At 52.0% G+C, this 24,458-nt stretch carries 20 protein-coding genes; 7 read left to right on the top strand and 13 right to left on the bottom strand.

The genetic code is table 11. The features are described 5' to 3' along the window. Both NT140_06930 and NT140_06935 read left to right on the top strand, forming a co-directional pair. Positions 1–388: thiamine phosphate synthase (locus NT140_06930; GenBank protein MCX5831605.1), on the top strand; the 388-nt coding region annotated here is incomplete at its 5' end. A gap of 74 nt (positions 389–462) precedes the next feature. Continuing rightward, on the top strand, positions 463–1,164 hold the full coding sequence (locus NT140_06935) for a SurA N-terminal domain-containing protein (GenBank protein MCX5831606.1): 702 nt from the start codon (positions 463–465) through the stop codon (positions 1,162–1,164). Positions 1,165–1,215: 51 nt separating this feature from the next. Here NT140_06935 and NT140_06940 read toward each other — a convergent pair whose 3' ends face one another. Then, positions 1,216–2,238: an iron chelate uptake ABC transporter family permease subunit gene (locus NT140_06940; GenBank protein MCX5831607.1), complete on the bottom strand. Its 1,023-nt coding sequence runs from the start codon at positions 2,236–2,238 to the stop codon at positions 1,216–1,218. Between the two features lie 123 nt (positions 2,239–2,361). Further along, positions 2,362–2,562, bottom strand: a complete 201-nt coding sequence (locus NT140_06945; protein ID MCX5831608.1) for a cold-shock protein — start codon at positions 2,560–2,562, stop codon at positions 2,362–2,364. A 314-nt stretch (positions 2,563–2,876) separates the two neighbouring features. Between NT140_06945 and NT140_06950 the strand changes: the two genes are divergently transcribed. From NT140_06950 to gltX, 3 genes are all read left to right on the top strand, one after another. Next, entirely contained in the window at positions 2,877–4,484 is a 1,608-nt protein-coding gene (locus NT140_06950) for an MBL fold metallo-hydrolase (protein ID MCX5831609.1), read from the top strand. A 10-nt stretch (positions 4,485–4,494) separates the two neighbouring features. Beyond that, positions 4,495–5,433: a cobalamin-binding protein gene (locus NT140_06955; protein ID MCX5831610.1), complete on the top strand. Its 939-nt coding sequence runs from the start codon at positions 4,495–4,497 to the stop codon at positions 5,431–5,433. A gap of 107 nt (positions 5,434–5,540) precedes the next feature. After that, on the top strand, positions 5,541–6,953 hold the full coding sequence (gene gltX / locus NT140_06960; protein ID MCX5831611.1) for a glutamate--tRNA ligase: 1,413 nt from the start codon (positions 5,541–5,543) through the stop codon (positions 6,951–6,953). 462 nt (positions 6,954–7,415) lie between these two features. Here the strand turns inward: gltX and NT140_06965 are convergent, their stop codons facing one another. From NT140_06965 to NT140_07000, 8 genes are all read right to left on the bottom strand, one after another. After that, a complete protein-coding gene (locus NT140_06965) occupies positions 7,416–10,496 on the bottom strand; it encodes an FAD-binding and (Fe-S)-binding domain-containing protein (GenBank protein MCX5831612.1) in 3,081 nt (1,026 codons plus the stop codon). Between the two features lie 120 nt (positions 10,497–10,616). Then, positions 10,617–11,912 carry an outer membrane protein transport protein gene (locus NT140_06970; GenBank protein ID MCX5831613.1) on the bottom strand — a complete coding sequence of 432 codons (1,296 nt, stop codon included), beginning with the start codon at positions 11,910–11,912 and terminating at the stop codon, positions 10,617–10,619. Positions 11,913–12,041: 129 nt separating this feature from the next. Then, entirely contained in the window at positions 12,042–12,365 is a 324-nt protein-coding gene (locus NT140_06975) for a metalloregulator ArsR/SmtB family transcription factor (GenBank protein ID MCX5831614.1), read from the bottom strand. A 370-nt stretch (positions 12,366–12,735) separates the two neighbouring features. Beyond that, complete coding sequence (locus NT140_06980; GenBank protein ID MCX5831615.1) at positions 12,736–13,248, bottom strand: lipocalin family protein; 513 nt, start codon at positions 13,246–13,248, stop codon at positions 12,736–12,738. Between the two features lie 451 nt (positions 13,249–13,699). Beyond that, on the bottom strand, positions 13,700–16,021 hold the full coding sequence (locus tag NT140_06985) for a caspase family protein (protein MCX5831616.1): 2,322 nt from the start codon (positions 16,019–16,021) through the stop codon (positions 13,700–13,702). Between the two features lie 172 nt (positions 16,022–16,193). Further along, entirely contained in the window at positions 16,194–16,598 is a 405-nt protein-coding gene (locus NT140_06990; protein MCX5831617.1) for a (deoxy)nucleoside triphosphate pyrophosphohydrolase, read from the bottom strand. Then, complete coding sequence (locus NT140_06995) at positions 16,595–17,056, bottom strand: HIT family protein (protein MCX5831618.1); 462 nt, start codon at positions 17,054–17,056, stop codon at positions 16,595–16,597. Before NT140_06995 ends, NT140_06990 begins: the two co-directional genes overlap by 4 nt. Before the next feature lie 111 nt (positions 17,057–17,167). Beyond that, entirely contained in the window at positions 17,168–18,916 is a 1,749-nt protein-coding gene (locus tag NT140_07000; GenBank protein MCX5831619.1) for a hypothetical protein, read from the bottom strand. A gap of 346 nt (positions 18,917–19,262) precedes the next feature. On the opposite strand from NT140_07000, the gene NT140_07005 reads away from it, so the two are divergent. Together NT140_07005 and NT140_07010 are read left to right on the top strand one after the other, a co-directional pair. Then, positions 19,263–19,664, top strand: coding sequence for a hypothetical protein (locus tag NT140_07005; protein ID MCX5831620.1), 402 nt, complete (start codon positions 19,263–19,265; stop codon positions 19,662–19,664). A 50-nt stretch (positions 19,665–19,714) separates the two neighbouring features. Beyond that, a complete protein-coding gene (locus NT140_07010) occupies positions 19,715–20,821 on the top strand; it encodes a pyridoxal-phosphate dependent enzyme (protein MCX5831621.1) in 1,107 nt (368 codons plus the stop codon). 234 nt (positions 20,822–21,055) lie between these two features. Here NT140_07010 and NT140_07015 read toward each other — a convergent pair whose 3' ends face one another. From NT140_07015 to NT140_07025, 3 genes are all read right to left on the bottom strand, one after another. Continuing rightward, on the bottom strand, positions 21,056–21,661 hold the full coding sequence (locus NT140_07015; GenBank protein ID MCX5831622.1) for a DnaJ domain-containing protein: 606 nt from the start codon (positions 21,659–21,661) through the stop codon (positions 21,056–21,058). A gap of 443 nt (positions 21,662–22,104) precedes the next feature. Further along, on the bottom strand, positions 22,105–23,805 hold the full coding sequence (locus NT140_07020) for an FAD-dependent oxidoreductase (protein MCX5831623.1): 1,701 nt from the start codon (positions 23,803–23,805) through the stop codon (positions 22,105–22,107). Positions 23,806–24,071: 266 nt separating this feature from the next. Continuing rightward, the coding region (locus NT140_07025) for a TRIC cation channel family protein (GenBank protein ID MCX5831624.1) at positions 24,072–24,458 on the bottom strand (387 nt) is incomplete at its 5' end.

The following is a 24,458-nucleotide window of genomic DNA, read 5'->3' on the forward strand; positions in this document are numbered from 1 at the left end:
CGACATGCCGTGTTCCCTGGCCAGAAAATTGCTCGGCAGGAGCGCCGTAATCGGCCTTTCTGTGGAATGCTGGGAAGATGTGGTCCGAGCTCAGGAACAGGATGTTGACTACCTCGGAGTAAGCCCCATTTTTCCGACGCCGACCAAAACGGATACCAAAGGATGCTGGGGGCTTTCCGGACTGGCCAAAATCAAGGCTTATTCGCGCCATCCGCTGGTAGCCATCGGCGGCATCAATGAAGCAAATGCCGCCGCTACAATCAGGGCGGGCGCTGACTGCCTGGCCGTAGTATCGGCTATTTGCGCCGCTTGCGACCCACGTCAGGCGACAGAGAGACTGGCCGCCCTAATTGCGTCAGCGCAGGCAAGTCGCAGCCTGCACTTCTGAATAATTACCTTTACTTTCCGTTCATCTTGTGGCAAAGGCCCGCCATCATAATAAAAAAATCATGAGGTAATAAAATGGAAAATTACAAATGTCCCCATTGTGAGACCCCCCTGGGAAATGGGGTTGCGGTCTGCGGAGAATGTGGTCAGAATTTGGATGCCGGTCAGGAGCTAACGGTGGAGCAAACCTCCGCGCCGGAAGCGCGTCAAAGCGGCAACAGAATCTATGCTATCCTGGCCGTGTTCTTAGTCGTGGTGGGCGGTGCGGCGCTGCTCCTTTTTTCCGGCATGGTTCCCAACCCTTTTAAGGATGGCACGTCGGTCGCTGCCATCGTGAATGGTGAAAAGATATTCCAGGGGGATGTTGACCAGAAACTCGATACGTATAAAAAGATTTACGGGCAAAGCGCCAAAACCGATTTCACTGGTCCCGAAGGTAAATCAGTCCTGGCGGATCTGAAAAGACAGGTCTTGAAGGCCATGATTCGGGACAAAATATTGATCACCGAGGCAGCAAAGGAAAAGATTGTTGTTTCTCCCCAAGAAATCAAGGATAAGATAAGCAGCATAAAAGAGGCCATGAATCTTTCCGATAAAGATTTCGAGGAGTTTCTGAAGGGTCACGCCATGAGTATTGCCAACTTTGAAAAATGGGTGGAAGAGGAAGCGCTGATTACCAGAGTCATTGCCAAAGGCACTCAGGAAAAGGGGCTCACCAGGGACGAATGGGTTAAAGCACTGAATGACCGGGCCAAGGTGGAAGTATTGATGAAGTAAGACGACGGCCGCCGCAGAGAGATGAACAACAATATCCGTCATAAAAACGATTTAGATGGTTCTTTTCCTTAGCAGATAAATAAAAAAGGGGGCGCCGCAGAGCGCCGTGATGACCCCGACCGGCAGTTCCGTGGGCGCCGTGATGGTGCGGGCCACGCTGTCGGCCGCGACGAGAAACGAGGCGCCGAAGAGCGCCGTGACAGGCAGCAATAAGCGGTGGTCGGCACCGAAAAGCAGACGCATCATGTGAGGAACCAGCAGGCCCACGAAGCCGATGATGCCGCTGGCAGAAACGGCCACGGCCGTCAGCAGCGAGGCGGCAAAAAAAAGGCGTTTCTTGGTTTTTTCCACATTAATGCCCAGTTGCAGGGCTGTCTCTTCCCCCATGACCAGCAGATTAAGGGCCTTGGAGTCGCGATAGATAAAGGCGGATATCGCCGCGAGAGAGATACCGGCCAGCATAATTTCCCCACGCGAGGCGAGGGACAGGTCCCCCATGAGCCAGAACAGCACATTGTGCAGCTCGTTGCGACTGCTCAGGGAGACTAAGAACATGATCAAGGCGGAAAAGAAGGCGTTGACGATCACCCCGGCCAGCAGTAAGGTTTGGGTCGGCAATGTTTGTTCCTTGCCGGCAATCCCGAAGACAAGAAAAATGGCCGCCATGGCGCCCCCAAAGGCCATGACGGCGGCTCCGCCGGTAAGGGCCGGGGCTCCGATTACGATGCCGATAATTGCGCCCACGGCTGAACCGCCGGAAATGCCCAGGACGTAAGGATCGGCCAGAGGATTGCGGAGCAGGGCTTGAAACACCGTACCCACCAGAGCAAGCGATGCGCCGATGATGCCGGCGAAAATGACCCTGGGCAACCGCAGGGAAAAGATGATGGTCATTTCCAGGGGAGTCAAGCGGTCCGTCCCCGCCTGCCAGAGATTAAGAATCCCTTTGATCCCCCGCCACATACCGATCTGCACACTTCCCGTCACGAGGGATAAGCACAGCACAGCTACCAAGACCAGGGAAAGCAGGGCGCAAATTCTGATTACCCTTCTGAGCGTTACATTTTTTTGCATCTGGCAACCGGTTTAGAAAAGCCAAGCGGCAATTGGTAATAAACAAAAGCCTCTCAGTAGAATTTTTACTTCTTCTGAGAGGCTAAAGCTTTCTATCGCTGTCGTCTTGTCTTAATTTAAGTACTACAGCTTGCGAACATTCTCCGCAGCCGGACCTTTAGCGCCTTGGACAACATCAAAGCTAACCCGGTCACCCTCGGCCAACGACTTGAAGCCCTCGGCCTGGATGGCGGAATGATGTACGAAAACGTCTTTGCCCCCGTCCTGCTCGATAAAGCCGAACCCCTTTGAATCATTAAACCATTTTACTGTTCCTTCTGCCATCTTTCGTCCTCCTCTTACTTTGGTTCCTCCTGGGAACCGTTGAAAATATTGCCGAACTATTCGGCTGGCAGTCCGTTTGCGTGAAAAGAACCGCATGCCCTGACAGGTTTTTAAGCGGCTTACATTCCCATCCTCTGATGCTACAAACACTGACTGCAACTTAAATCGGCATAAGGATAAATAATTATTTCTATAAATGCAAGCTGTTTTTATTCGGCATCCGGTATCTTCAAGCTTACAAAGGATTTGCAATTTTTCCGCCGATGGGATAGTGACGCCGAGGTAAACCAATATCGCTGAAAAGGAGTCAGTGCATGAAGATAAAATTTATGGGAGCGGCGAAGACCGTTACGGGTTCCTGTTATGTCGTGGAGACCAACGGCCACCGGTTTGCCGTGGATTGCGGGATGCACCAGGGTAATATGGAGATCGAGAAACGTAACTGGGACATGGAGCCCTATGCACCAAAAACGATCGAATTTTGCCTCATTACCCATGCGCATATTGACCATTCCGGCCTCTTGCCGCGCCTCGTGAAGGAGGGATTCCGCGGCCCCATCTATACTACACCCCCCACGAAAGATCTGCTGGAAATCATACTCTTGGACAGCGCCCATATTCAGGAAATGGAGGCGCAGTGGAAGAGCAAGAAACGCGCCCGTCACGGTGATAACAATCTCGATGCCTTATACACCCAGAAGGATGCCGCCCTGACTTTTCCCCTCATTAAAGCCGTTACTTATGAAAGCCCCTTCTCTCCCTTTCCCGGGCTTAAAATTAATTTCCGGGACGCCGGCCATATCCTGGGTGCGGCAATGCTGGAAATCTGGGTTGAGGAAAACGGCGCTCCGTCCAAACTGGTTTTTTCCGGTGATATCGGACGGGCTGCCCAGCTCCTGGTAAAAGACCCCAGCATTGAAAATACCGCTGATTTCCTTTTCATGGAATCAACTTACGGCAACCGGAATCACAAGAATGAGGCGGACAGCCTTGATGAATTGGCAGAGGCGATTGCCTACAGCTACAAAAACAAGGAAAAGGTAATTATTCCGGCCTTTGCCCTGGAGCGGACGCAGGAACTTATTTACTCGCTCCACATGCTGAACAAGGATGGCCGCTTGCCGGCCGATATGCCGGTTTTCGTGGACAGTCCCCTGGCCATCAAGGCGACGGAAATATTCCGGCGTCATGCGGATTATCTTGATGATAACTACAAGAACCTGCTTAAAAAAGGCGAGAATCCTCTCGATCTGCCGCAGGTGCATTTTACCCAGACCACCGAGGAATCAATGGCCATCAACAATAACCCCGGCGCGGCGGTGGTGGTTTCGGCCAGCGGCATGGCCGACGCCGGCCGGATCAAGCATCACTTGCGGCATAACATCTGGCGTCCGGGCGCCAGCATCGTCTTTGTGGGCTTCCAGGCGCAGGGCACCACGGGGCGCAAGATCGTGGACGGCGCGGAAAAAGTGAAGATATTTCAGGAAGAAATTGCCGTGAAAGCCAAGATATTTACCATCAACGGCTTTTCCGCCCATGCCGGGCAAACCCAACTCATGGATTGGCTTTCCCACTTCCAGAATCCCGGCATGCAGTTATTTCTGGTCCACGGCGAGCAGACATCCCAGCAGGTACTGGCCAACCTGATCCGGGAACGTTTCAAATTTCAGGTTTTCATCCCCGACTACCTGGAAGAGGTAACCTTGAAGCCGGGCGCTGAGCTCAAGCGGGTGAAATATCCAGAAAAAGCGGCCCCCCGCATTGATTGGGCTTACATCTTCGGTGAGCTCGACGCCAAGATGGCTCAGTTGCAGGCCCGGCGGGGTCAGTTGGAGAACAAGACCTGGGTGGAACAGACGGATATCCGCGAGAAGATCCTGGAGCTGAATCGGGACATGATGGCAGCGATATCGGAGATCTGAAATTCTCCCTATGAGAGCAAATGCCCGGAAGATAAACGTTATTTTATTACTGTTAGGTATTTCTTTCGCGCCGGTTCCTGTCGCTGCCACCGTTTTCCACGATGCCTTGGGCAGAAAGGTCAACATCGCTTCTTTCCCGCAAAGAATCGTCTCCCTCGCTCCCGGCATTACAGAGACTCTTTATGCCCTGGGACTGGATAAAGAGATTGCCGGCGTAACGACTTTCTGCACCTACCCGGAGGCGGCCCGGTTGAAACCGCGTGTCGGCGGCTTCACGAATATCTCCGTGGAGAAGATCATTTCCTTGAATCCGGACCTGGTAATCGGCACCGCCGACGGGAACAGGCAGGAGACGGTGGCCAAGCTGGAGTCGCTGGGCATTCCGGTTTATGTTACCAACCCGAAAACGCTGGCCGAGATACTGGCCGTTGTGCTGCAGGTAGGCTTGATTACAGGAAAGGAAACAGTCGCCCGTAAGCTGACGGCTGATCTGCAAAACAGGGTTAAGCATCTGACGGCGCTGGTCGCCGCGCAGAAGAAAGTGCGTGTGTTCTTTCAGGTCGGTGGCCAACCGCTCATCACCGTGGGCCGGGACACCCTGCACAACCAGTTGATTAATCTGGCCGGAGGCGTCAATATCGCCGGCCGGGAAAAAACCCTCTATCCACGTTACAGCGTGGAGGAGGTAGTGGCGCAAGAGCCCGAGGTGATCCTCTTTTCCTCCATGAAGTATGCCGAAGATGTCACCAGCGTCTGGGGCCAGTGGCGTAAGTGGCCGAATATACCAGCGGTCCGGGATAACAGGCTTATTATCATAGACACGGATTTAATTGATCGCGCCTCGCCCCGGATTGTGGATGGCCTGGAGGCCATGGTCAAGGCGCTTCATCCCGAGGTCATGATGGCCTCGCCAAAAGTCGAAAATGCCCCAAAAACGTCATTCCGGTGAAAACCGGAATCCAGAAATTTCAACGCGTTACAAAAATACTGGACACCGGTTTTCACCGGTGCGACGACTTTTGACGAGGTTGTCAACTATAGCGAAAGGTAATAAATATGCTGTCGGAAGAAAAGGTCATTACGAGATTTGCGCCGTCGCCCACCGGTTACCTGCACATCGGGGGGGCCAGGACATCCCTGTTTAACTGGCTCTATGCCCGACATCACCAGGGGCAGTTTATCTTGCGGATAGAGGATACGGATCAGGCCCGTTCTACCGAGGAGTCAACGCAGGCCATTCTCGATGCCATGACCTGGCTCGGCATGAACTGGGATCAGGGGCCTTACTTCCAGGCCGAGCGGGTTGAGCTGCACCGGGAAAAGGTGCAGGAACTGATCCGGTCCGGCAAGGCCTATTATTGCGTTTGCACGCCTGAAGAGCTGGAGGAAAAGCGCAAGCGCGCCCTGGCGGCACAACGAAAGCCCAAGTACGACGGCGCCTGTCGTGAGAAGCAGCTTGGGAAAGGGCCGGGCGCCGTCGTCCGGTTTCGCTGCCCCCAGGCCGGGACCACGGTGGTCCGGGACCTGATCAAGGGCGTGGTGACCTTCAATAACGAAGAGCTCGATGACCTCGTCATTGAAAGGAGCGACGGTTACCCGACCTATAATTTCGCCGTCGTGGTGGACGACGCCGAGATGGGCATCACCCACGTCATCCGCGGCGATGACCATCTGAACAATACGCCGCGGCAAATCCTGCTTTACGAGGCGCTGGGGCATCCCATTCCCCATTTCGGGCACGTGCCCATGATTCTGGGCGCCGATAAAACGCGGCTCAGCAAAAGACACGGCGCTACCTCGGTGATGGCTTATAAGGAGATGGGCTATCTGCCGGAGGCCTTAGTCAATTATCTGGTCCGGTTAGGGTGGTCGCATGGCGATCAGGAGATATTTTCCCCTGAGGAACTCGTGCAGTTCTTTGAGCTGGGGCAAGTGGGCAAGGCGGCCGCCGTCTTCAACCCGGAAAAACTGCTCTGGCTGAATCAGCATTACATCAAGACTTCTCCCATCGAGCGCTTGACGACGGAGATAGAACCATTTCTGGCCCAGTCAGGAATTGTCAATCCCGAGCGATCCTTTACTGCCCAGGTCGTCAAGGACCTCCATGTCCGTGCCAAGACTCTGGTCGAGATGGCCGCAGCGGCCGCCTTTTACTTTCAGGAGCCGGTTACCTTCGACGAGATAGCAATTAAAGCCTTGCCCGCTGCTGCCGTAAGCCATCTGGAAGCGATCGCCGCGGGCCTTCCCGCGCTGCCGGAATATACCAAGGAAGGTATCGAGACGTTGCTGCGGGACCTTGCGGTAAGCATGGATACGAAGCTCAAGTTCATCGCCCAGTCCCTCCGGGTAGCCCTGACGGGCAAGACGGTGAGTCCCGGCCTGGACGAGGTGATGCTCACACTCGGTAAAAGCAAGGTGACGGAGAGAATCAGGCGGGCCGTGGAATATATCAATAATTACATGCAATAGTAAAGTTCGCCCTGCTCTCATGTTTAGCGCAACCTCCTTCCTTGGCTGAGTTCAGAAGATCCTTTTACTACAACCTTAAGGGTTCGCTTTTAAATATTTTATTTTGTGGCAAGCGGCGAGAGCTGCCGGGCAGAACAGGGGGGCGTATATGCTGTCGAGATTTTTGCCAGCTTTCAAGTGGCAGTCAACGGTGTAATTCCCTGGAAAACGGGTGTACATCAAGAATTGTCTCCACAAGGCGTTGCAGAGAAGCATGAGTAAATAATCATGATTACCGAAAGAAACAAACGGAAACACCGTCTAATCATCCCTGCATTGTGGGGATAAAAGATGCGGTTCAATTCCTGCCAATCGTAATAGAGCGTACTACTTCTCACGAGGAGGTTTTAGTGAGGTGAAAAAGGACAGGGGCGGTTCAGTATTTCCCAATCGCCTCTGTCTTTTTTTTAATGTCTTTCATGTTCATACTCGTTTCCCGCACAGATAGTCAATCATCGGCTGGGTCACCAGAGGGACAAGGTCGCCGATCATGTGGGGCATGAGATTGTTCATGACCTTAGGCATGAGTGCCGGCATCTGCTCCAGCATGTAGTCGGGCATGGGGACGCGGTCGGCTACCCTCTGAAGCATTGTAGGCATGACCTTCGGCATCATCATCGGAAGCAGTCTCGGGAAGAGGATCGGGAACATTGGTTTCATCAGATTGAGCGCACCCGGGATCTTTCCCATAATCCGCATCATGGGCCCCATGCCGAATGGCATGGCATTGATCAATTCGGGCCACATGGTGGACATCAGGTTCGCAAAACCCTGCGGCGTCATCAGCGCGATCATGGCCTCGAACACAGCCCACTGCCGCTTGACCTCGGGATTGGGGTCCGGGAAGTCGTAGCCCAGTGCTGATGCGGCGAAATGCGCCAGGTCCACGATCTCTATGGGCATTTTCTTAGTGTCCGCACTTACCCGGAGCTGGAATTCGCAGCAGGGGCAGAGTGCTAACACGGTGCTCGCGCCTGCTTCCAGGGCTTCATTCAGGCGCATCTCTCCAATGTCGGCAGCCACTGGCGGATCCTTGATCAGGGTGAGCACGCTGCCACAGCAGTATGCCTCCTGGCGATTGTGATCCATCTCCACGAACTTCGCATGGGGAATGGCCTTGATGAGGTCTCGCGGCGGCTCGTACACGCCTGAGACGCGACCCATATGGCATGAGTCGTGCCAGGCCACGGTGACCGGCACTTTGCCCATGTCCGGGAAGATGAACTCACCTTTTTTTATCTTCTCTGCAAGGACCTCGCTGTAGTGTCTGGACTTGATATCATAATTGATGCCTAACTTTTTGGCCCAGACTGGGTATACATGCCGCCACATCATGTCGCAGGCCGGGCATGAGGTAATCACACTTTCGGCGTCCGCATCCTTGACGGCCCGAATGTTTCGGCGCATGATCTCCTCGAACACCTCCCACTTTCCGGCAACGAGCATGGGGGTACCGCAGCAGTTTTCCTTGTTGCCCACATATGTAAAATCCACCCCAGCTGCATCCAAGAGCCGTACGCTCGCCATGCCGATGTCCGGCTCCACGTAGCTCGCAGTGCAGCCGGCAAAGTAGGCGGCCTTGGCCTTCTTCCCGGGGCCGTGCTTTTCCTTCAGATCCTCGGGGAACCACGCCGAGCGATCCTTGCGATAACCGGCCCATATATTCCCTTCTTTCAGGGTGGCCTCGGCCATCATCTCGAAAGGCGGAAAGGTCATCTTCTTTTCCTCGTGGATGAGTTTGCCGCGGAGCTTCATCCAGGAGGGTTCAATAGGCAGAGCCGCAGAACAGCGTATATTGCAGAGTTCGCAGGTTGTGCAGACGAGGAAGGTATCCACCATCTTCTGGGTCCACTCCTGCTTGCCCTTCATGTACTCTCGCAGCCAGTACCACTTGCCCCGGGGGCTCTGGCTCTCCCAGCCCCTGCCGTAGAACTGATCGCACTCGTCCACGCAGTAGCCGCACTGGGAGCAGCTATGAGCATACCAGGCCACATCTGCGGGGATGTCGCGAACATCCGCTGTTGGCCTCTCTCCCACCTTGGTGAAGACGGCGTTGCCGAAGGGGCGGATCAGCGGTTCAAGCATAATCCCGAGCGCTACGGCCATCCCGATTAACTTGCCTCCGAGCACCTTCCCGGGATTCAAGATGCCTTTGGGGTCCACCTTTTTTTTGAATGCCGTGAGCTTGACAAGGCGGTCCTTGCCGAGCACATCCTTGGCCTTGGGCGAGAAGTAGAGTCCGGTGGCATAGGCGCGGCCGCCGTGCTTCTCTGCCAGCCTCATCATGGAGAGGGACAGGGCGAACACGAAGTTGTAGTTGAAAGCCCGCTCATCACCGGGAATAAATCCGAGGATCACTATCTCCGGCTTGCCAGAGGGCGAATTTCGGATCATTACACCCTCCTTAACGACCGGCTGCCGTATGGTCTTTTCCACCTTGGTCATAAAGTCGCCGAAAGAGGAAAGCGGGATGACGACCTCGGCAGGCACCAGACTGGGACCGAGGCGCTTGACCACCATGAGCTTGAAGCGATGCTTCCACTCGTGGTGCGCGATCTTGTCACTCAGGATCTCTGCCTCGCTCTGTTTGGCGATCCTGTTCAGGCCGTCCATGACCTTCTCGCGATCCTTGGTGCGGAAAGTAAGCGTGGTGATGTAGGACGCGGGGAGAAGCACCCGCTCCTCCGCGGGGTGGCCCATGTGCTCCATGAGCGGCGCCTGGTTCTTCATTTCCGCCATACGCGGGTTGATGAAGACGAGCGACCAGATGGGAAGATTTTCCGCGTGCATCGCCTCCATCATCTTCTGTAGATCATGGGCATGCGAGCAGCCGATGGAAACCAAGTCCATCGCTTCATCAAGCTGAATGCGAATAGTGATCTCGCTGATCAGGCCGGTGATACCTTCCGCCTCACTGATCATGTCGAGCTCTTGCCCCGCGCATACTTGTACGGTGCCGTCCGGCAGGACTACGCGAGCAGAAAGTACCGTGTCCCGGAACCAGCCCGCTTCATAGGATCCAAAGCCCGCACCTCCCTGGGCAAGCCAGCCGCCCACGGTAGAACCCGGATAGCTCGAGGGGTAGGTAAGCAGCGTCAGGCCTTGCTTCTTCAGCTCGCGGTCGAGTTTCTCCCATACGATACCGGGCTGGACTGTTGCGGTCAACTTTTCTTTGTCAATGGAGATAATCTTCTTAAGATGATAGAAATCCACCACAATTCCCTGCTCCACGGGCAGGACCCCACCGTAACCCGAAGAGGCCTTGCCCCGCGGGGTGAGCGGAATCCGGTTCTCGGCAGCCCAGGATGCCAGCTTCTGCAATTCTTCTTCACTTACCGGCTGCACAACGGCATCCGGGATGGTATTTCCGATGAGGGGCTTGATTAGGCTCGGCATGGCGGCGATATCGTGGCCATAGAGCATTCGCTCCACGTCATCGAACGTCACGCGATCCTGAAATGTATTCTTAAGGTACTCAATCAAGGCATTGTTTAGTTTCGTCATGCAGATTACTCCTTTTTGGCGGCCCGGGCTGGTCCGCGACTTTTTTTACACTCCGGCAAAGGGCATGAGGTTAATTCGACTGGTGCGGCGGTGATTCACCACCGCACCAGTCTTATAAGCTTAAAATACGTATGAAAGTCCCGTGTCGATCGAATATTGCGACATACTTGTTTCATATGAATTGATGGCCTGGCCCGCCGGCGGAAATCCGGCGTTGGAGCCCGTTAGTGTTGCGGAGGGCGAATACACGCCTCCGAAGTTCAACGTGAATTGTTTGGTTAAATTAATACCGATCCCCGCGGTGAAGTGCTGCTCTGCGATTGCAGGAAAGGCGATGTTTTCAAATGCTCGATCCTTGTTGAGTGGCATCTTGCCGTAGTTATAGCCGGCTCGCAGCGCTACCGTCGGATTCACGGTGTATTGCACGCCAAGCTTGTAGACCATCTGGTTATCCCAGTCCATGTTCCAGGGCATAGCCCCGCTTCCGTTCTGGGCGTATTTGGGCAGATTCTGCCCGTTGGTCTCGGACCAGCGGATCCACTGGACGTCAAATCCGATCAACAGCGGTGCGATCGGTTTAAATCCAAAGCCGATCGTGGCGACCTGGGGCTGATCGAAGGAGAGCTTGTCGGTACCGGCCGGCGTATTGAAGGAGAAGTCCTGAAACGAACTCTTGGTTTCATACGCGAGCCCCACCTGTAGCATATCTATCGGCTTCACCATCACGCCTAAGGTTGCCCCATAACCCATCGAAGAGGCACCCATGTGCGGCTGCTGCGTAGCGCCTCCCGCGTTAAACTCCATCGTGGCGTACATTACGTTGACGGTCGCGCCGATGGAAACCATGTCGTTGATCTTGTAGGAAAGTCCGGGCGCGAAACGCATCTGCGAGTAGGCGGTGTAGGTAACGCCGCTGTAGAGATTGCTTACGTAATCGACGCCCATGCCAGAGACGCCGTATGCGCCGAGGCCAAATTTCATCTTGTCGTTGAGCGGCATGACCAGCCCGAACGCCGGTATCGGGGAGGCCCCCCGGTCCGAATTTATCGTTTTCCCATCGGAAGCGACCATCCCCGGTGCAGCTCCGGTCGCTTTATATTCCACTGAAGGCTTAAAATACGAGGCGCCGAAATCAATCCGTCCCGGCAGAGTGCTCATCCCCGCGGGATTAGAGAGCACCGCGGCGGAGTCAAGCGGAAGTCCTACGCTTACCCCTCCCATGGAATTTTGGATGGGGCCAAAGCCGATCAGTCTCATCCCGTTGGTTGCGAAGGCGCTGGTATTGATAAATACCGCGGCAATAATGCTGATGAATAGTAATGCTTTGTGAATTTTCTTCATGGGTTCTCCTTTTGTTTCAAATTTAATTTCATGATCTATTTTTGCCAACAAACGGCCCATCTCTGAGTATGTCATCCGACATCACCTCCTTTTCCCGGAGTATTTTTTGCTCTTATACAACAAACCCGCCCTCAGAGTGGTGTGTGAAATACTTTTTTCCGTAACAAGGCCGCGATTTTAAAAAGCTTAGTTCGGATATCAATTCTATTGCTTAACACCTATAGAAACAATCCGTCTTTTTCCCTCGATTTGCTCCACAAGAACTTCCCTCATCAAATTGCACGCCTGAATAATCTTGGGGTTGGCAATGCGATAATACATTTTTTTCCCTTCCCGCCTGGACAAGATAACCCCCTTTGCTTTCAGGATCGCCATGTGCTGCGAGAGGTTGGCTTTAAGCAAACCTGTCAGTTCAATCAATTCGTTCGCCGATATTTCTCCATCTTTTAGTATATTTATAATTTCTATTCGAATGGCATTGGCAAAAATTTTACAGACGTCGGCCTGGAGTTCAAATATTTCTTTCATTCATTCTCCTCCCATCATTTTATAGTTTCAATAATTATAAACTATAATATATATGTCTCTTGAATAAGTAACAACTTAAAACAACGCTGTCAATATATTTAAGATACAGAGATCATCTTTGACTATGAAACTTGCGATGATATGGGGGAAAAGATAGTGTTTTAGGGTATATGGTTCAGAATGCAAATTCCGACGTGCTTGACTTCAGGAAGCCATGCGTAACCTCCTATGATATATTGTAAATAGCTTTACTAGCGATTAATACTTAATGACTATTTTTGAAAAAAAGTGTAAAGAATTCCGACACTCTCATGCTTTCTGCTTTAATCTCTTTCGAAATCTCTCCCTTTAGGTTTGAAATGTTGGGCGACTATTGATGATCGATAAATATCAATTTGCTTGTGTCAAAACCCAATGCTGCCGCTCGTGCTATGAGGATATTCTTTTTATCCTGGTCTATTTTGGTGGTTCTGGCCAGAAGCCATAGATATGATTTGTCAGGGCCGCATACGAGTGAATATTGATAATTCTCATGGTCGAGCTCAAAGACAATGTAAGAACCATAGAAGGGCCCGAAGAAGGAAACTTTCAAATAACCTTGAGCTGTTCCTCTAACGAAATAAGCCTTCCCTGTGGCTTCTTTCCATTTATTCTCTTTTGAAGAATAACCACGGTTTATTACTTTGACGCCGCCGTCATCCCGCAAACTATATTCTGCTGTTACCCTGGTCAGACCCTGTTCAAATGAATGATCCAACCTCGCGATTTCGAACCATTTCCCAAGATATTTCTCAATATTGAAGTTGTTAACGGGTTTTACGTGCTCAGGGATGCCAACACATCCAGTTAAGAACAAACACAATAACATTAATATACGTTTCATTGTTCCTTCTCCCAAAGCCCAACAATTAATATCCCTCCATGGTATTTTCCGTTGTTGCGTTCATCCTATCCCTTTTCGTTAAGAATCAAAAAAGGGCATAACATCAGAAATCAGAACTATTGAACTTCTACGATTTGGTATTTTGCGGCAATAAAGGGCAACAGCAAAAATGAATACTATTTGAAAGTACGCATTCCCTCAAAAATAGTTGAGCGCTCTCTTTCAGGAAGGCATTCTGGCAATCACCAACCGGTAAAACCATCCCCCCTGAGGTTGCGACTTTCAACTGGAAATGCTCGGATAAAACACGAGAAAATCCGAATTGTTCCGTCGATAACTCCACCTCCTACTACTAAATAACTTTGAAAAGTCCAGATATTGTCGATTACGAAATGAAATCTTGTTGTCCGCGTAATGCGTCCGATCCCCCTCTTTTGCCGTGGAGCAAATTTTACCTCACCTTTCCAATCGGGAAGGCCTGCCCGCTTATTGATATCGTGGGATACTGAGCTTTCTTGAATATCTTCTCGGCAAGGGTCGGCACTTCATTGTCCACATAATCGGCAAGTTCTGTTGTCCTCACATAACCGGTATTCCCCTTGTCGGCTTTTCCCTTCAATCCTTCTGCCAGCACGTAAGTAAACAATCCGTGACCCTGATAGCCTTCCAAGGCTTCCTGAATGGAAGTAGATGCCGAAAGGATGGTTGATCCCACTGCCCGGCTCAGGATCTTCATCGCCGTGTCCTCGCTCATGCCGCGCGTCATCATTGCCACCTGGATTGCCTCACCCAAAGCGCCCGCATTGCAGGTGTCAATGATGATCAGCTTTTTTGTGGCCGGGATATTACCGATAAGTTCCTTGAATACCGTCTGACCAATGGCGTCGCTCTTGAGTCTCTCCGTCCGTGTTGATCCTACATTTGAGGTGATGAGAAAATATTCTCCATCGTCCACTGTGCCATGGCTGGCCACATATAAGACAAACAGGTCATCCGGATTTAAAGACTGCATGGCCGTAAGTTCTTTCAAGATGTTTTCCCTTGTCGTCTCTTCTTTGGAAGAAAGCTTTTTTACTTCTACCTTGTCAAAAAGAGCTGAAGCGCCTTTCTTTAGGGTATTGGCAAATAGAGTTGCATCGGCTACGGCATAATTAAGTTGAAGTCTAGGGTTTTTATAGTCGTTAATGCCAATGACCAGGGCATAAAGAGAAGGTTTGCCGATGGCTTTGAATGCTGCTGTTATTTCATGAACAGCGTCTGTGCTCTGCATCGTATTGTCGGCATTAAAGGCAATGGCCTTGATGACGTTCACACCACTGGAAAGTTTCAGTTTATAGGTTTTATTGATTTCGCCCTGATTGGACGCGACGATTTTTACGCCTCGGGCACTGTCCAGCATCACGGCGGAACCATTCAGATACAGTCTTATATCGCCAATCCCGCCGCCGGCATCGGTGATTTTCAAAGTGATGGCGGCATCGCTTTTGTCAATACTTTTGGGCGTATCCACTATCGCCACAACCGGCGGCGGTTTGACATCCGCCACGTTTTTGAGTTTCTTCAAAGACCCGCCGGAAAAAGCGACCTGGACAAGGTCGGGACGGTAGAAACTTTCTCGCAGTTGCTCTGTGCTGCATTCCTTACCGCCGATTTTCACCTTGAGATACTGGTCGCCTTTGGGAGAGGAGTTGTAATAACCATTTGGTGTGGTAACGATCCATTCGCCGTCTTCAAAAGCAATCATGGAAACAACTTCCTCGCCAGTGGAAACATTCCATATTCTTATAGAAGCATCTCCTGCGGAAATGACGTGTTTGCCATCGGGGGAAAATTTTGCAGAAGCACCCATTCCGGTATGTCCGGCGAAAACTTTCCAATCAGTTCCAGATGCTAAATCCCAGATTTTCACCTTACTATCACTGCCCGCTGACAAAGCATATTTACCATCCGGCGAAAAAACTACGGAGCTAATGCCATTCATTCCTGTGTGTCCGATGAATTTTTTTATCTGCGTTAAATTTTTTGCATTCCACAATATAACGCTATTATCTTGTCCGCCGGACAAGGCATACTCACCATCTGAAGAAAAAGAGACAGACCATACATTACGAGGGGGATCTAAAAATTTCTTTTCGATTACTACAGCCCTTCTTACAGACTTCCCCAATAATGTATCCCATAAGTCCATTTGACCTTCACTGTCGCCGGTTAAAACATGTTTGCCATCCGGGGAATATACAACAGACTGAACAAAGTTTTGTAATTTAAAATCTTTAATTTCCCTTCCTGTTGCTACATCAAAGATTTTCATGGTCGGAATTTTAGTACCAAATGGACTCGCCAAGTTAGAAGGAGGGCCGCCACGTATAAAATATTTCCCGTCCGGAGAAAAATTTATAGAGGCACCTATCCCTTCATCAAATGTCCTTATTTCTTGCCTTGTGACTAAATCCCAAAGTTTTGTCCCTTTGCCGCCGGAAGCAAAATATTTTCCATCAGGTGAAAAAGCGATAGCAATTGGCCAAGTCATAAAACCTTCATGAGAGAAAGTTTGCATTTTTTTCCCGTGAAGAACGTCCCAAAGGATAAAAGAATCCATGCCACCCGATAAGACATAACTTCCATCCGGAGAAATATCTACTTTACCCACTGCGGGAGCTTTTTGCTTAATTTCCCTAGATATATCACCCTTCACAGTAAGAACAGGCGTTGTCGCACAGGAAGAAAGAACAAGTGCAAAACACACTGTGAAGATTATTCGATAGACAGACATATTCACCCGCCATTTGAATCGAGTAGCCTAGTTTCTTCCGTAGAACACAAAACCCGGTCTCTTTTCAGAAACAGGGTTTCAATAATCTCTCCGTGACGTCACCCTTTTCAAAGGGTTCAAATGGTCGTTAACAGATTGACAATGCCTTATTCAAATATGTCTCCTTGTGGCCCTAATAAGTTGAGAAGTCAAGGGAATCATATTTCATTATTTTCTCGGCAAGGGGTATATCAGCAGGGGCCAAATCATACTGGTTAAGACGGTCTATATGAACCCATTCGTAATCGTCGTGCTCCATTAGTCCTATTTCGCCAGTTATCCAGTAGGCCCTGTATGCCAATAATTGAATGGAGCCATAGTCATATTGATAGATGCTCTCGCCAAAAAATTCGCCGACATCAATATCAATATCCAGTTCTTCCTTTATTTCCCTCCTGAGGCACTTTTCGGGAGTTTCTCCATATTCTACTGTGCCTCCCGGAAATTCCCATTTTCCTTTCAATGGGTCATTTTTCTTCCTTTTGGCAATCAGTATCTTCCCATTATGCACTAATATTGCTGCCGTTACTTTTTTCATTTACCTGGCTCGTAGTTCGCCTTCAGGGGGATAACCCGCCTGACGCCGCTTCTCGGATTTGGCGTATCACCATGTCTTCTTGGTATAAGATGGATGTGGCAATGCCATACGGTTTGACCTGCAGCTGCTCCCGCATTTACTCCTACATTAAATCCGAGTACGGTTTTATCTTCCTCCAGCAACCACTTCCTCCTGACTCGGATTAAATTATTGATGGCCTGTTGCTCTTTCTCTGTAATGTCAAAATAATCGGCAAAGTGCCTCTTGGGAATGACCAAGGTATGCCCATCGGACACTGGGAACCCATCTAATACGGCAACGGCATACTCATTCTCAAGTATAGCTCCGCCCTTTGATTCTTCACAGAAGACTACATCAGAAATTTCCTCATAAAGTTCAGCATCAACTGACTCGATATACTGCGTGGAACGGTTATAGAAAAAATCTTCATGCCTCATGCGGTACACTCCCCCTCAAGGCACCCAAGCAAGCTAGCATATGCTATTTGTCAAGAATCGACGGCGTGAACGACTCGGCCCACCAGTCGGTCGCCGCAGGGACCTAGCCGATCAGCCTGTCGAGAGCGGCGGCAGGTGGATGTTCTCGAACAGGATCGCCTGCCCCGGCCAGACCACGTCGATGTCCCACTCCTTCAGGATGGTCCCTGGGCTGCCTGCGCGCATATAGTAGAAGCCGTACTCGTAGATCCTGTACGTGCCGTCGTCTTCCTTGATCGCGGCATGGGCACAGAACACGTCGTAGTTCTCCCAGTACACGAAGGCGCCGGACTCCCGCTCGCGCTCGTGGCTTTGGAGCTCCCGCGTGATCACGACCCGTTCGGTGGGGCGCTTGATTAGGCGCTGCGCGATCTCGAGCAGGTCAGGGTAGTCCAACGCCTCGGGCAGGCGGGCGTTGCGCAGCCGTTCCTCCGCTGCCTTCGCGCACAAGGGGCGCATAGAAGTCGCCCGCGCCTGGAGGTCGGCGAGCACAGTGTCTCTCGCCGTGTCCTGCTTGCCATTGAACGCCCCAGTAAACAACGCCAGCCGGTGCGCCGCAACCACCCCGGCTTCGAGCGTCTGGGTGGCGTCGCGCGCACCATCCGCCAGCACTCCCTTGTCCATCTCCTCGGGACAGATGGCGAGCGCCTTGTCTGCAACGGCCTGCCAGTCCGCGATCACGCCGGTGCTGGCCTCGCGCAGGATGCGCGGCTTGTCGGACAGGAACCGTCGCACCTTGTCCCGTAGCAAGACGTCCGTGTCGATGGCGGGCGCCCAGCGCAGGACGTTCTCGAAGTAGGGGACGGTTGTCTCGAGGCGGTGCTGCCACTCCAGCAGCCCGTTCGCGAAGCGTGCCACGTCGTCGTCGTTGCAATCGGCGGAGATACGGGGCGGGAACGTCGGCACCTCGAAGGCGCCCATGTGCTGTGTAACCGCGGTGAACAGCTCGCCCTTGACGAGCAGGTCGGCGAGTTGCACCTTGCTGGTCTCGGTCTTCTCCGCCAAGAGCGCGTCAAACTCAGCGAGCGCCGCGTAGGCAGCCTTGGCATCGGGGTGGTCTACGTTCTCGACCGGCGCCAGCATGTCGTGGAGGCGCTTCGAGGTCGAGTGGAACGTGCCGTCGCAGCCGTCGGCACCCAGGACCGTCCGATCGCATGCGCGCAGCTCGGCGATGGCAGTCGCGTGCTCGCCGCGGAACCGCCCCACCCGGTGGGCGTCGTCGGGACTCAACATCGCCGAAGCGGTCGCAACCATCTCGTCGATTGTCCGCAGGTAAGCGGCCACCTGCTCGCGGGCGGCTTGCGCCTCCGGGGCAACGGGGTCCGCGACCTGGGCGATCGCGGCCTCCATCTCGGCGCCGGCGGCACGGTACTTCTGGAGAATCGGCGGCTTGGCCAGGTTCTGTGGGCGCTCGGCCTTCAAGTACATCATCCAGCGGTTGTACAGCGAGGCAAAGGAGCGCAACGCGTCGCCGGCGGGCTTCACGGGTGCGGTGGGAGGGGGCTCCGGCACGGCTGGCGTGCAGGGGGCCGAAGAGGTTAGCGCTGCTGGTGCCGCGGGGGTGGCGCCGTCGCCTATAGCAGCAGCCAGCATGGCGTCGTACTGCGCGATCTGTTGCCGCCGCTGCTGCACTTCGGGGTGGTCCTGCTGCGGAATCGGCTTGAGGCGTTCGCGGAGACGATCGCCAAGGTCCTGGTACTCCTTAACTTTCGCCGAGTCCTTGAGCGTGCCCGGGCGGACCTGCTTCAGGAAGCCCATGCAGCGTGCGAAGTCCTTGTCGAAGAAGCCGAGCAGCCGTTTGTCGTTAAATGCGAGTTCCATTGGCAGACCCCCTTGCTGGTCATTTTATGATAAGGTATTGCTTTCAATGGGCGAAATTATAGGGGGGCTGTTTTTGCTTGTCAAGGGATATTTGGGGTCTATTTTACATCGAAAAGCGGGGGCTGGCGATACGGTCAACTGGACCGACGGCCTTCTGCTTACTGACTACAGTAAGGTGCAAATATCCCCGATCATCGTAGAAAGCAACCGCCAACTACGACTTTCATCCCGTAATACTCAGGTAAAATCAAAGATAAAGTGTAATATACTAACCAGTTAGAACACCTACAAGTATGCACCTTCATTGTATCGCAAAATCTGAGCATTATCGAAGGAAAGGTGCAATGTGACGACCTTCTTTATGTGGCAAGGCGAGACAGTATGGCCTGTCCACGTAACCGGAATCAAATGCCACCCCACCACAACAGCTTGTGTTAATACTTCCTTGACATACAAGACAACTTTCCGTATCCTCAGTTCATACAGAAGCAAGATCTTATCAATCGGCGGCGCGCAGCAGCCGAAGCTCGATTCGCGAAAGATCCCTCCCTCGGCGGGCCAGCCGAGGGAACCAGCCAGGCCGTCCGGCGTGGTCTTAGCTACGCAGGTGCGCCGCCTTTCGTATCTCATCGGCAAGACGGTCACTAAAGACATACTCGACGGCAACGGCGATGTCGTGGTCCGCGCCGAGTGCGATTCGCACAGGGTGCTGGACCTCATGCGCATGGTGGACCTCGCTTCGGAATAGTATCTGCAAGCGGCACTATAATAATCCTCGAAATGAACGGAGATATATTGATGGAAAGCGCAACATGGAACAAACCGGTTATTTTTGATGAATTCCCAAAGCTCCGGGAGCTGCCATGGTTGCGTATCGGCAACATGCCCACGCCCGTGGAGGAAGTCCCGGCTTTGGCTGAAAAACTCGGCACAGGCCGCATGTTCATCAAGCGCGATGACAAGACCAACGCGGTTTATGGCGGCAACAAGGTTCGCAAACTCGAATTTATCTTAGCCGATGTGGTGCGGCAGGGCCTGGGCTCGATGCTGACGATAGGCGGCATCGGGTCGAACCATCTTCTCGCGACGACGGTGCACGGAAATTCGCAGGGCCTGAAGACACACGGCATCGTTATGCCGCAGCCGGTCACTCCGCACGTAAAAAAGAGTTTGCTATTGTACGCGCACTTCGGCACGGCGCTGCATCTTGTGGAGGGCGATGCGAACTTGCCCGGCGAGTTGTCGCGCCTGCTGGATGAGAACGCGGTCAAGGGCAATCCGATGTATTTTGTGCCGGCGGGCGGTTCGTCTCCACTTGGCACCATTGGCTATGTCGAGGCGGCGTTCGAGCTGCGCCGCCAGATAGGTGAGGGACTGTTGCCTGAGCCGGATTACATTTTCGTCCCATGCGGATCGGGCGGAACCGCTGCTGGACTGAACCTCGGCGCACGCGTCGCAGGGTTGAATTCGCGCGTCGTCAGCGTGCAGGTCACGGACCTCGCAACGGCGTTCCTCGTCTCACAGCTTGCCACGATAACTTCCACAAAGCTGCACCTCATGGACCGCTCTTTCCCGAAGAATATTTTTCTTCCGAAAGACCTCGACCACAGGGACAAGTTCTACGGGGGCATGTATGGGAAGTTGACGCCTGAAGGCCAGGAAGCCATAAAGATGTTTGAGGAAATCGTGGGCCTGGACCTTGAGGGGGTTTACACCGGCAAGACGGCCGCCGCCATCGTGGATGCCGCGCGTAGTGGCGAGCTCCGCGGCAAGAGCGTCCTTTATTGGCACACTTTTAATTCAGTCAGCCTTTCCGGTGTTGCGGCGACGCATTCGTACGAAGAACTCCCCGCGAAATTCCACAAGTTCTTTACCTGCGATGAGCACACCTGCGAATCCGCATGAGTTGCGGAACAGCTACCCGAACTGGAAATCCACCGTCAAGCTTTCCCACACTTCAGCCCGTAATTACGCCGACGGTCAACCCTTCACCTTTCGATTGGTTATCAATAGGGCTGAGCTTGATAAAATATTAATGAAGCCGCGCATCTAACACAAATGTTGAGTTTTCGATTTGGAATTGAAGTGAGGATTACCAGCTATAATCAGTAAATTTATTGCCCCGGCATGGCAAATTAGTCACTCCGCGATCGTCACGCGAAACAGGAGCTCGATCTCCTGATTTTCCCCGACGGGGCGTTTGAAACTCAGAAGGGTGCCATTTTCGACCCCAGCGGGGATGGAAACGGTGAAGACTAGGGTATCCTGGCCGATGTGAAGCCGGATATCCCTCTCCGTACCCTCGAAGGCCTCGTCTGATTTCAAGGAAAGATCGTGGATGTGGAGATCGGATTGATAGGGAGCGAAACCAGCCGGGCGTGTTCCGGTTTCCCGGAAGGTTTTCCTCTTACGTCCCAATGCCCGCCCTATTCCTCCCCCTCTGCATCCAAAGCCCGAGAAAGAATCAGTCTCAAAGGGGTGGTTCCAACGATCAAAGGTGGAAGGGCGGAAAGGAGAACTTCCGGTGAGGGAATCACGGAGCAGATCGTAATGATTCCGTTTGTCCCAATTGCTCAGAACGTCGTAGGCTTCGTTGATTTCCTTGAACCGGTCCTCGGCATGGGGATCATCCCTGTTCGTGTCAGGGTGATTCTTAAGGGCCAGTTTCCTGTAGGCGATTTTAATTTCGCTCTCTTGCGCGTCTCTTGCGATCCCAAGAATTGCGTAATAGTCTTTTCTCTGCATCGGGTGACATGCACTCGCATATTGAACTGATATTTACATTGGATTGAGTGATAAGGTGTTGCTTTCGCATGGCGGAGGTATATAGAGACGGACTTTGTATGTCAAGAGGATTTTGGCAGTTCTCGAACCCACTTTCCAGAAAAATCACCCTTAAAAAACTGCAACTTTTACCCCGTAAGTTGTGCCGACGGTCCCTCCACCTTTTGATTGGTTATCAATAGGGCCAATCTTGATAACATATCAATGAAGTTGCACATCTATCACCAAGTCGTTAAAAAAGTAAATCTTAAAAAACAATGAATTCCGTTTGAACTGTAGCACCTTCACTTGTTCTTAAAATTTTAATTCTATATTCTTTTTAAAATAAAACAGCCCCTAAACTTTGTCCGGTCTAGGGGCTGTAATTTTAATTCAAACCTTTCTTTTTAAATTGCATTAAGTGTTTATTTTCCCCTCGGATACGGCCAGGCCATGATGCCGCCTTCCATGACCTTGACGTTTTTCCACCCCTTGCCTTCCAGCACCAGCGCCGCTTCATAGCCGCGCAGTGAAATCTTGCAGTAACAAATGATTTCTTTGTTCTTATCTTCGGGAAGCTCCTTCAATCGCTTGCGCAAGGCACCAAGGGGAATTAGAGTCTCGCCGATGCCGAGGCGTATCTGTTCAAATTCATCAGGTCCCCGCACGTCAAGAATAAACGGTTCTTCGTTGGCGAGAACTTTTCCCCGAACTTCCTTGCAACTGATGCCTTTGAGCCTGTTTTTCATTTTATTTTGCATCAGGTGCGCCGTCGCGATGAAGTGATCGATGGCTAGGGAAAAAGGCGGAGCATAAGGGAGATCCGCATTTATGAGATCTTCGACAGTCAGTTTGCCTTGAATTGCCATCGCCCACTGAGCTATTTGCTTGCTGACGTTGCCCGGTCCGATGCACTGGGCACCCAATAACTTACCAGTTTTTCGATCAGCGATGAGCTTGGTGACTAGGAGCTTACCTTCCATGTATCCGGGTTTGTCAGGACTGGCGTTGATTACTGTGATGATGTCATAATGCCCCCATTTTTTTGCGGCTGTCTCTGAGAGTCCCGTTGAGCCTGCGGTATAATCAAAAACCTTGCAGATACCTGTTTGAATCGTTCCTGGAAATACTATGCAATTTTCCGAAGCGGCGTTTTCTCCCGCCACACGTCCCTGAAGGTTGGCCAAATCACCGTAGGGCGCCAGGACCTTTTTGCGGGTAATTCTGTTCACCGTTTCAACACAGTCGCCCACGGCATAGATGTCCGGGTCGGAAGTCTGCATGTATTTGTTGACATTTATGCCGCCCAATTTTCCTATTTTCAAGCCTGCCTCTTTGGCCAGTTTGACGTTGGGGCTGACGCCAATGGTCACGACCGCTAATTCACAAGACAGTTCCATGCCGTTTTGCAATTTTACCGCCGTCAGTTTTCCTTTTTCACCCATAAAGGCAGCTACGCCGTTGCCGGTGATGACATTAGCTCCTTTGCTTTTGACATGGTTTTCCACGAGCTTGGCCAGTTCCCAGTCCAGAAAAGTGAGCATTTGAGGCAGAAGTTCAATCACTGTTATTTCGATACCAGCAAGTTGAAGCGCTTCACAGGTTTCGATGCCGATCAAACCGCCGCCTATAACTACAGCTTTCTTTATTTTTTTTTCATCACGAATTTTGCGCAGATAATCGTTGTCTTTCATGGATTTCAAGGTTGTAATGCCTTCGAGTTCCAGACCGGGCACCGGCGGCATTTGAGAGACAGAACCGGTGGCGATAACGAGTTTATCATAAGTCAGTGAGCCGGTTTCTCCTGTCGCAATATTCTTGAACGAAACGGAATGGTTTTCCCGGTCGATGGCTGTGATTTCCGTATTTACTTTCGCATCGATGTCTTTGGCGTTCAGATAGAACGTCGGAGTTCTCACAACGCCCGTGGGCGTACATAAAAGCATGTTGCGGTCATTGAAATATCCGCCAATGTAATAGGGATAACCGCACGACGCCATGGAAAGATCAGCATCTTTTTGCAGGATAACGACTTCGGCATTGTTGTCTATTCTTCTGGCTTTTGCCGCTGCTTTGGGACCTGCGGCTGACCCGCCGATCACTATAATTCTTTTTCTTTTTGTCATAGCGTCCTCCTTATAGTTGTTTGCCAAATGACCTGCCCCGAGTATCTGTACCATATGTTAAGTTAGAGTTCAGCAGTTTTCTGATTATTTCCGATTGAAGTTGAGAAGGGCGGTCGTCTGGATTTGGTGGCAGAGTTCCATCCGTAATGCTTATCCAAAAAAACATCGCTGCCTATTGGATGCACCAAAACCTCGCTTGGCTGTATCGATGTGAATCAATGAGTACCTTTTGAAGTAGAGCATGACAGGGCGGCTAAGGTGCGCTGTTAATCGTCCCCTCCAGCCTTTGGTTCGCTTTCCGTCGCACTTTCTCCGCCTTCTTTGAGCCAGAGGGTCGGTAGAGCCAGATTCCAGTGCAGAGCGGCAAGCCGAATCACTAAAGTGACCGCGGTGGCTACCAACACGATGATAAGACTTGGCAACCGAAGATGATACAGGAACGCAAGCAGAACCGCGCCACATAAGCTCGCCGATGCATAGACTTCCCGGCGAAAAATCAGCGGTATCTCCCCCGAAAGCACGTCACGAAGGATGCCGCCAACCACGCCCGTAGTCACGCCCATGACGATTCCGATACTGTACGCATGCGTTTCCTGGAGTCCCCTCTGAAACCCTATGACCGTGAAACCCGCGAGGCCAACCGCATCCGCATA

The sequence above is a fragment of the Deltaproteobacteria bacterium genome (genome assembly GCA_026388415.1).
Classification (GTDB): domain Bacteria; phylum Desulfobacterota; class Syntrophia; order Syntrophales; family JACQWR01; genus JAPLJV01.

Coding starts and splice junctions, on each gene's coding strand:
- NT140_06935 (MCX5831606.1), top strand. CDS start 463: ATGGAAAATTACAAATGTCCCCATTGTGAGACCCCCCTGGGAAATGGG.
- NT140_06940 (MCX5831607.1), bottom strand. CDS start 2,238: ATGCAAAAAAATGTAACGCTCAGAAGGGTAATCAGAATTTGCGCCCTG.
- NT140_06945 (MCX5831608.1), bottom strand. CDS start 2,562: ATGGCAGAAGGAACAGTAAAATGGTTTAATGATTCAAAGGGGTTCGGC.
- NT140_06950 (MCX5831609.1), top strand. CDS start 2,877: ATGAAGATAAAATTTATGGGAGCGGCGAAGACCGTTACGGGTTCCTGT.
- NT140_06955 (MCX5831610.1), top strand. CDS start 4,495: ATGAGAGCAAATGCCCGGAAGATAAACGTTATTTTATTACTGTTAGGT.
- gltX (MCX5831611.1), top strand. CDS start 5,541: ATGCTGTCGGAAGAAAAGGTCATTACGAGATTTGCGCCGTCGCCCACC.
- NT140_06965 (MCX5831612.1), bottom strand. CDS start 10,496: ATGACGAAACTAAACAATGCCTTGATTGAGTACCTTAAGAATACATTT.
- NT140_06970 (MCX5831613.1), bottom strand. CDS start 11,912: ATGACATACTCAGAGATGGGCCGTTTGTTGGCAAAAATAGATCATGAA.
- NT140_06975 (MCX5831614.1), bottom strand. CDS start 12,365: ATGAAAGAAATATTTGAACTCCAGGCCGACGTCTGTAAAATTTTTGCC.
- NT140_06980 (MCX5831615.1), bottom strand. CDS start 13,248: ATGAAACGTATATTAATGTTATTGTGTTTGTTCTTAACTGGATGTGTT.
- NT140_06985 (MCX5831616.1), bottom strand. CDS start 16,021: ATGTCTGTCTATCGAATAATCTTCACAGTGTGTTTTGCACTTGTTCTT.
- NT140_06990 (MCX5831617.1), bottom strand. CDS start 16,598: ATGAAAAAAGTAACGGCAGCAATATTAGTGCATAATGGGAAGATACTG.
- NT140_06995 (MCX5831618.1), bottom strand. CDS start 17,056: ATGAGGCATGAAGATTTTTTCTATAACCGTTCCACGCAGTATATCGAG.
- NT140_07000 (MCX5831619.1), bottom strand. CDS start 18,916: ATGGAACTCGCATTTAACGACAAACGGCTGCTCGGCTTCTTCGACAAG.
- NT140_07010 (MCX5831621.1), top strand. CDS start 19,715: ATGGAAAGCGCAACATGGAACAAACCGGTTATTTTTGATGAATTCCCA.
- NT140_07015 (MCX5831622.1), bottom strand. CDS start 21,661: ATGCAGAGAAAAGACTATTACGCAATTCTTGGGATCGCAAGAGACGCG.
- NT140_07020 (MCX5831623.1), bottom strand. CDS start 23,805: ATGACAAAAAGAAAAAGAATTATAGTGATCGGCGGGTCAGCCGCAGGT.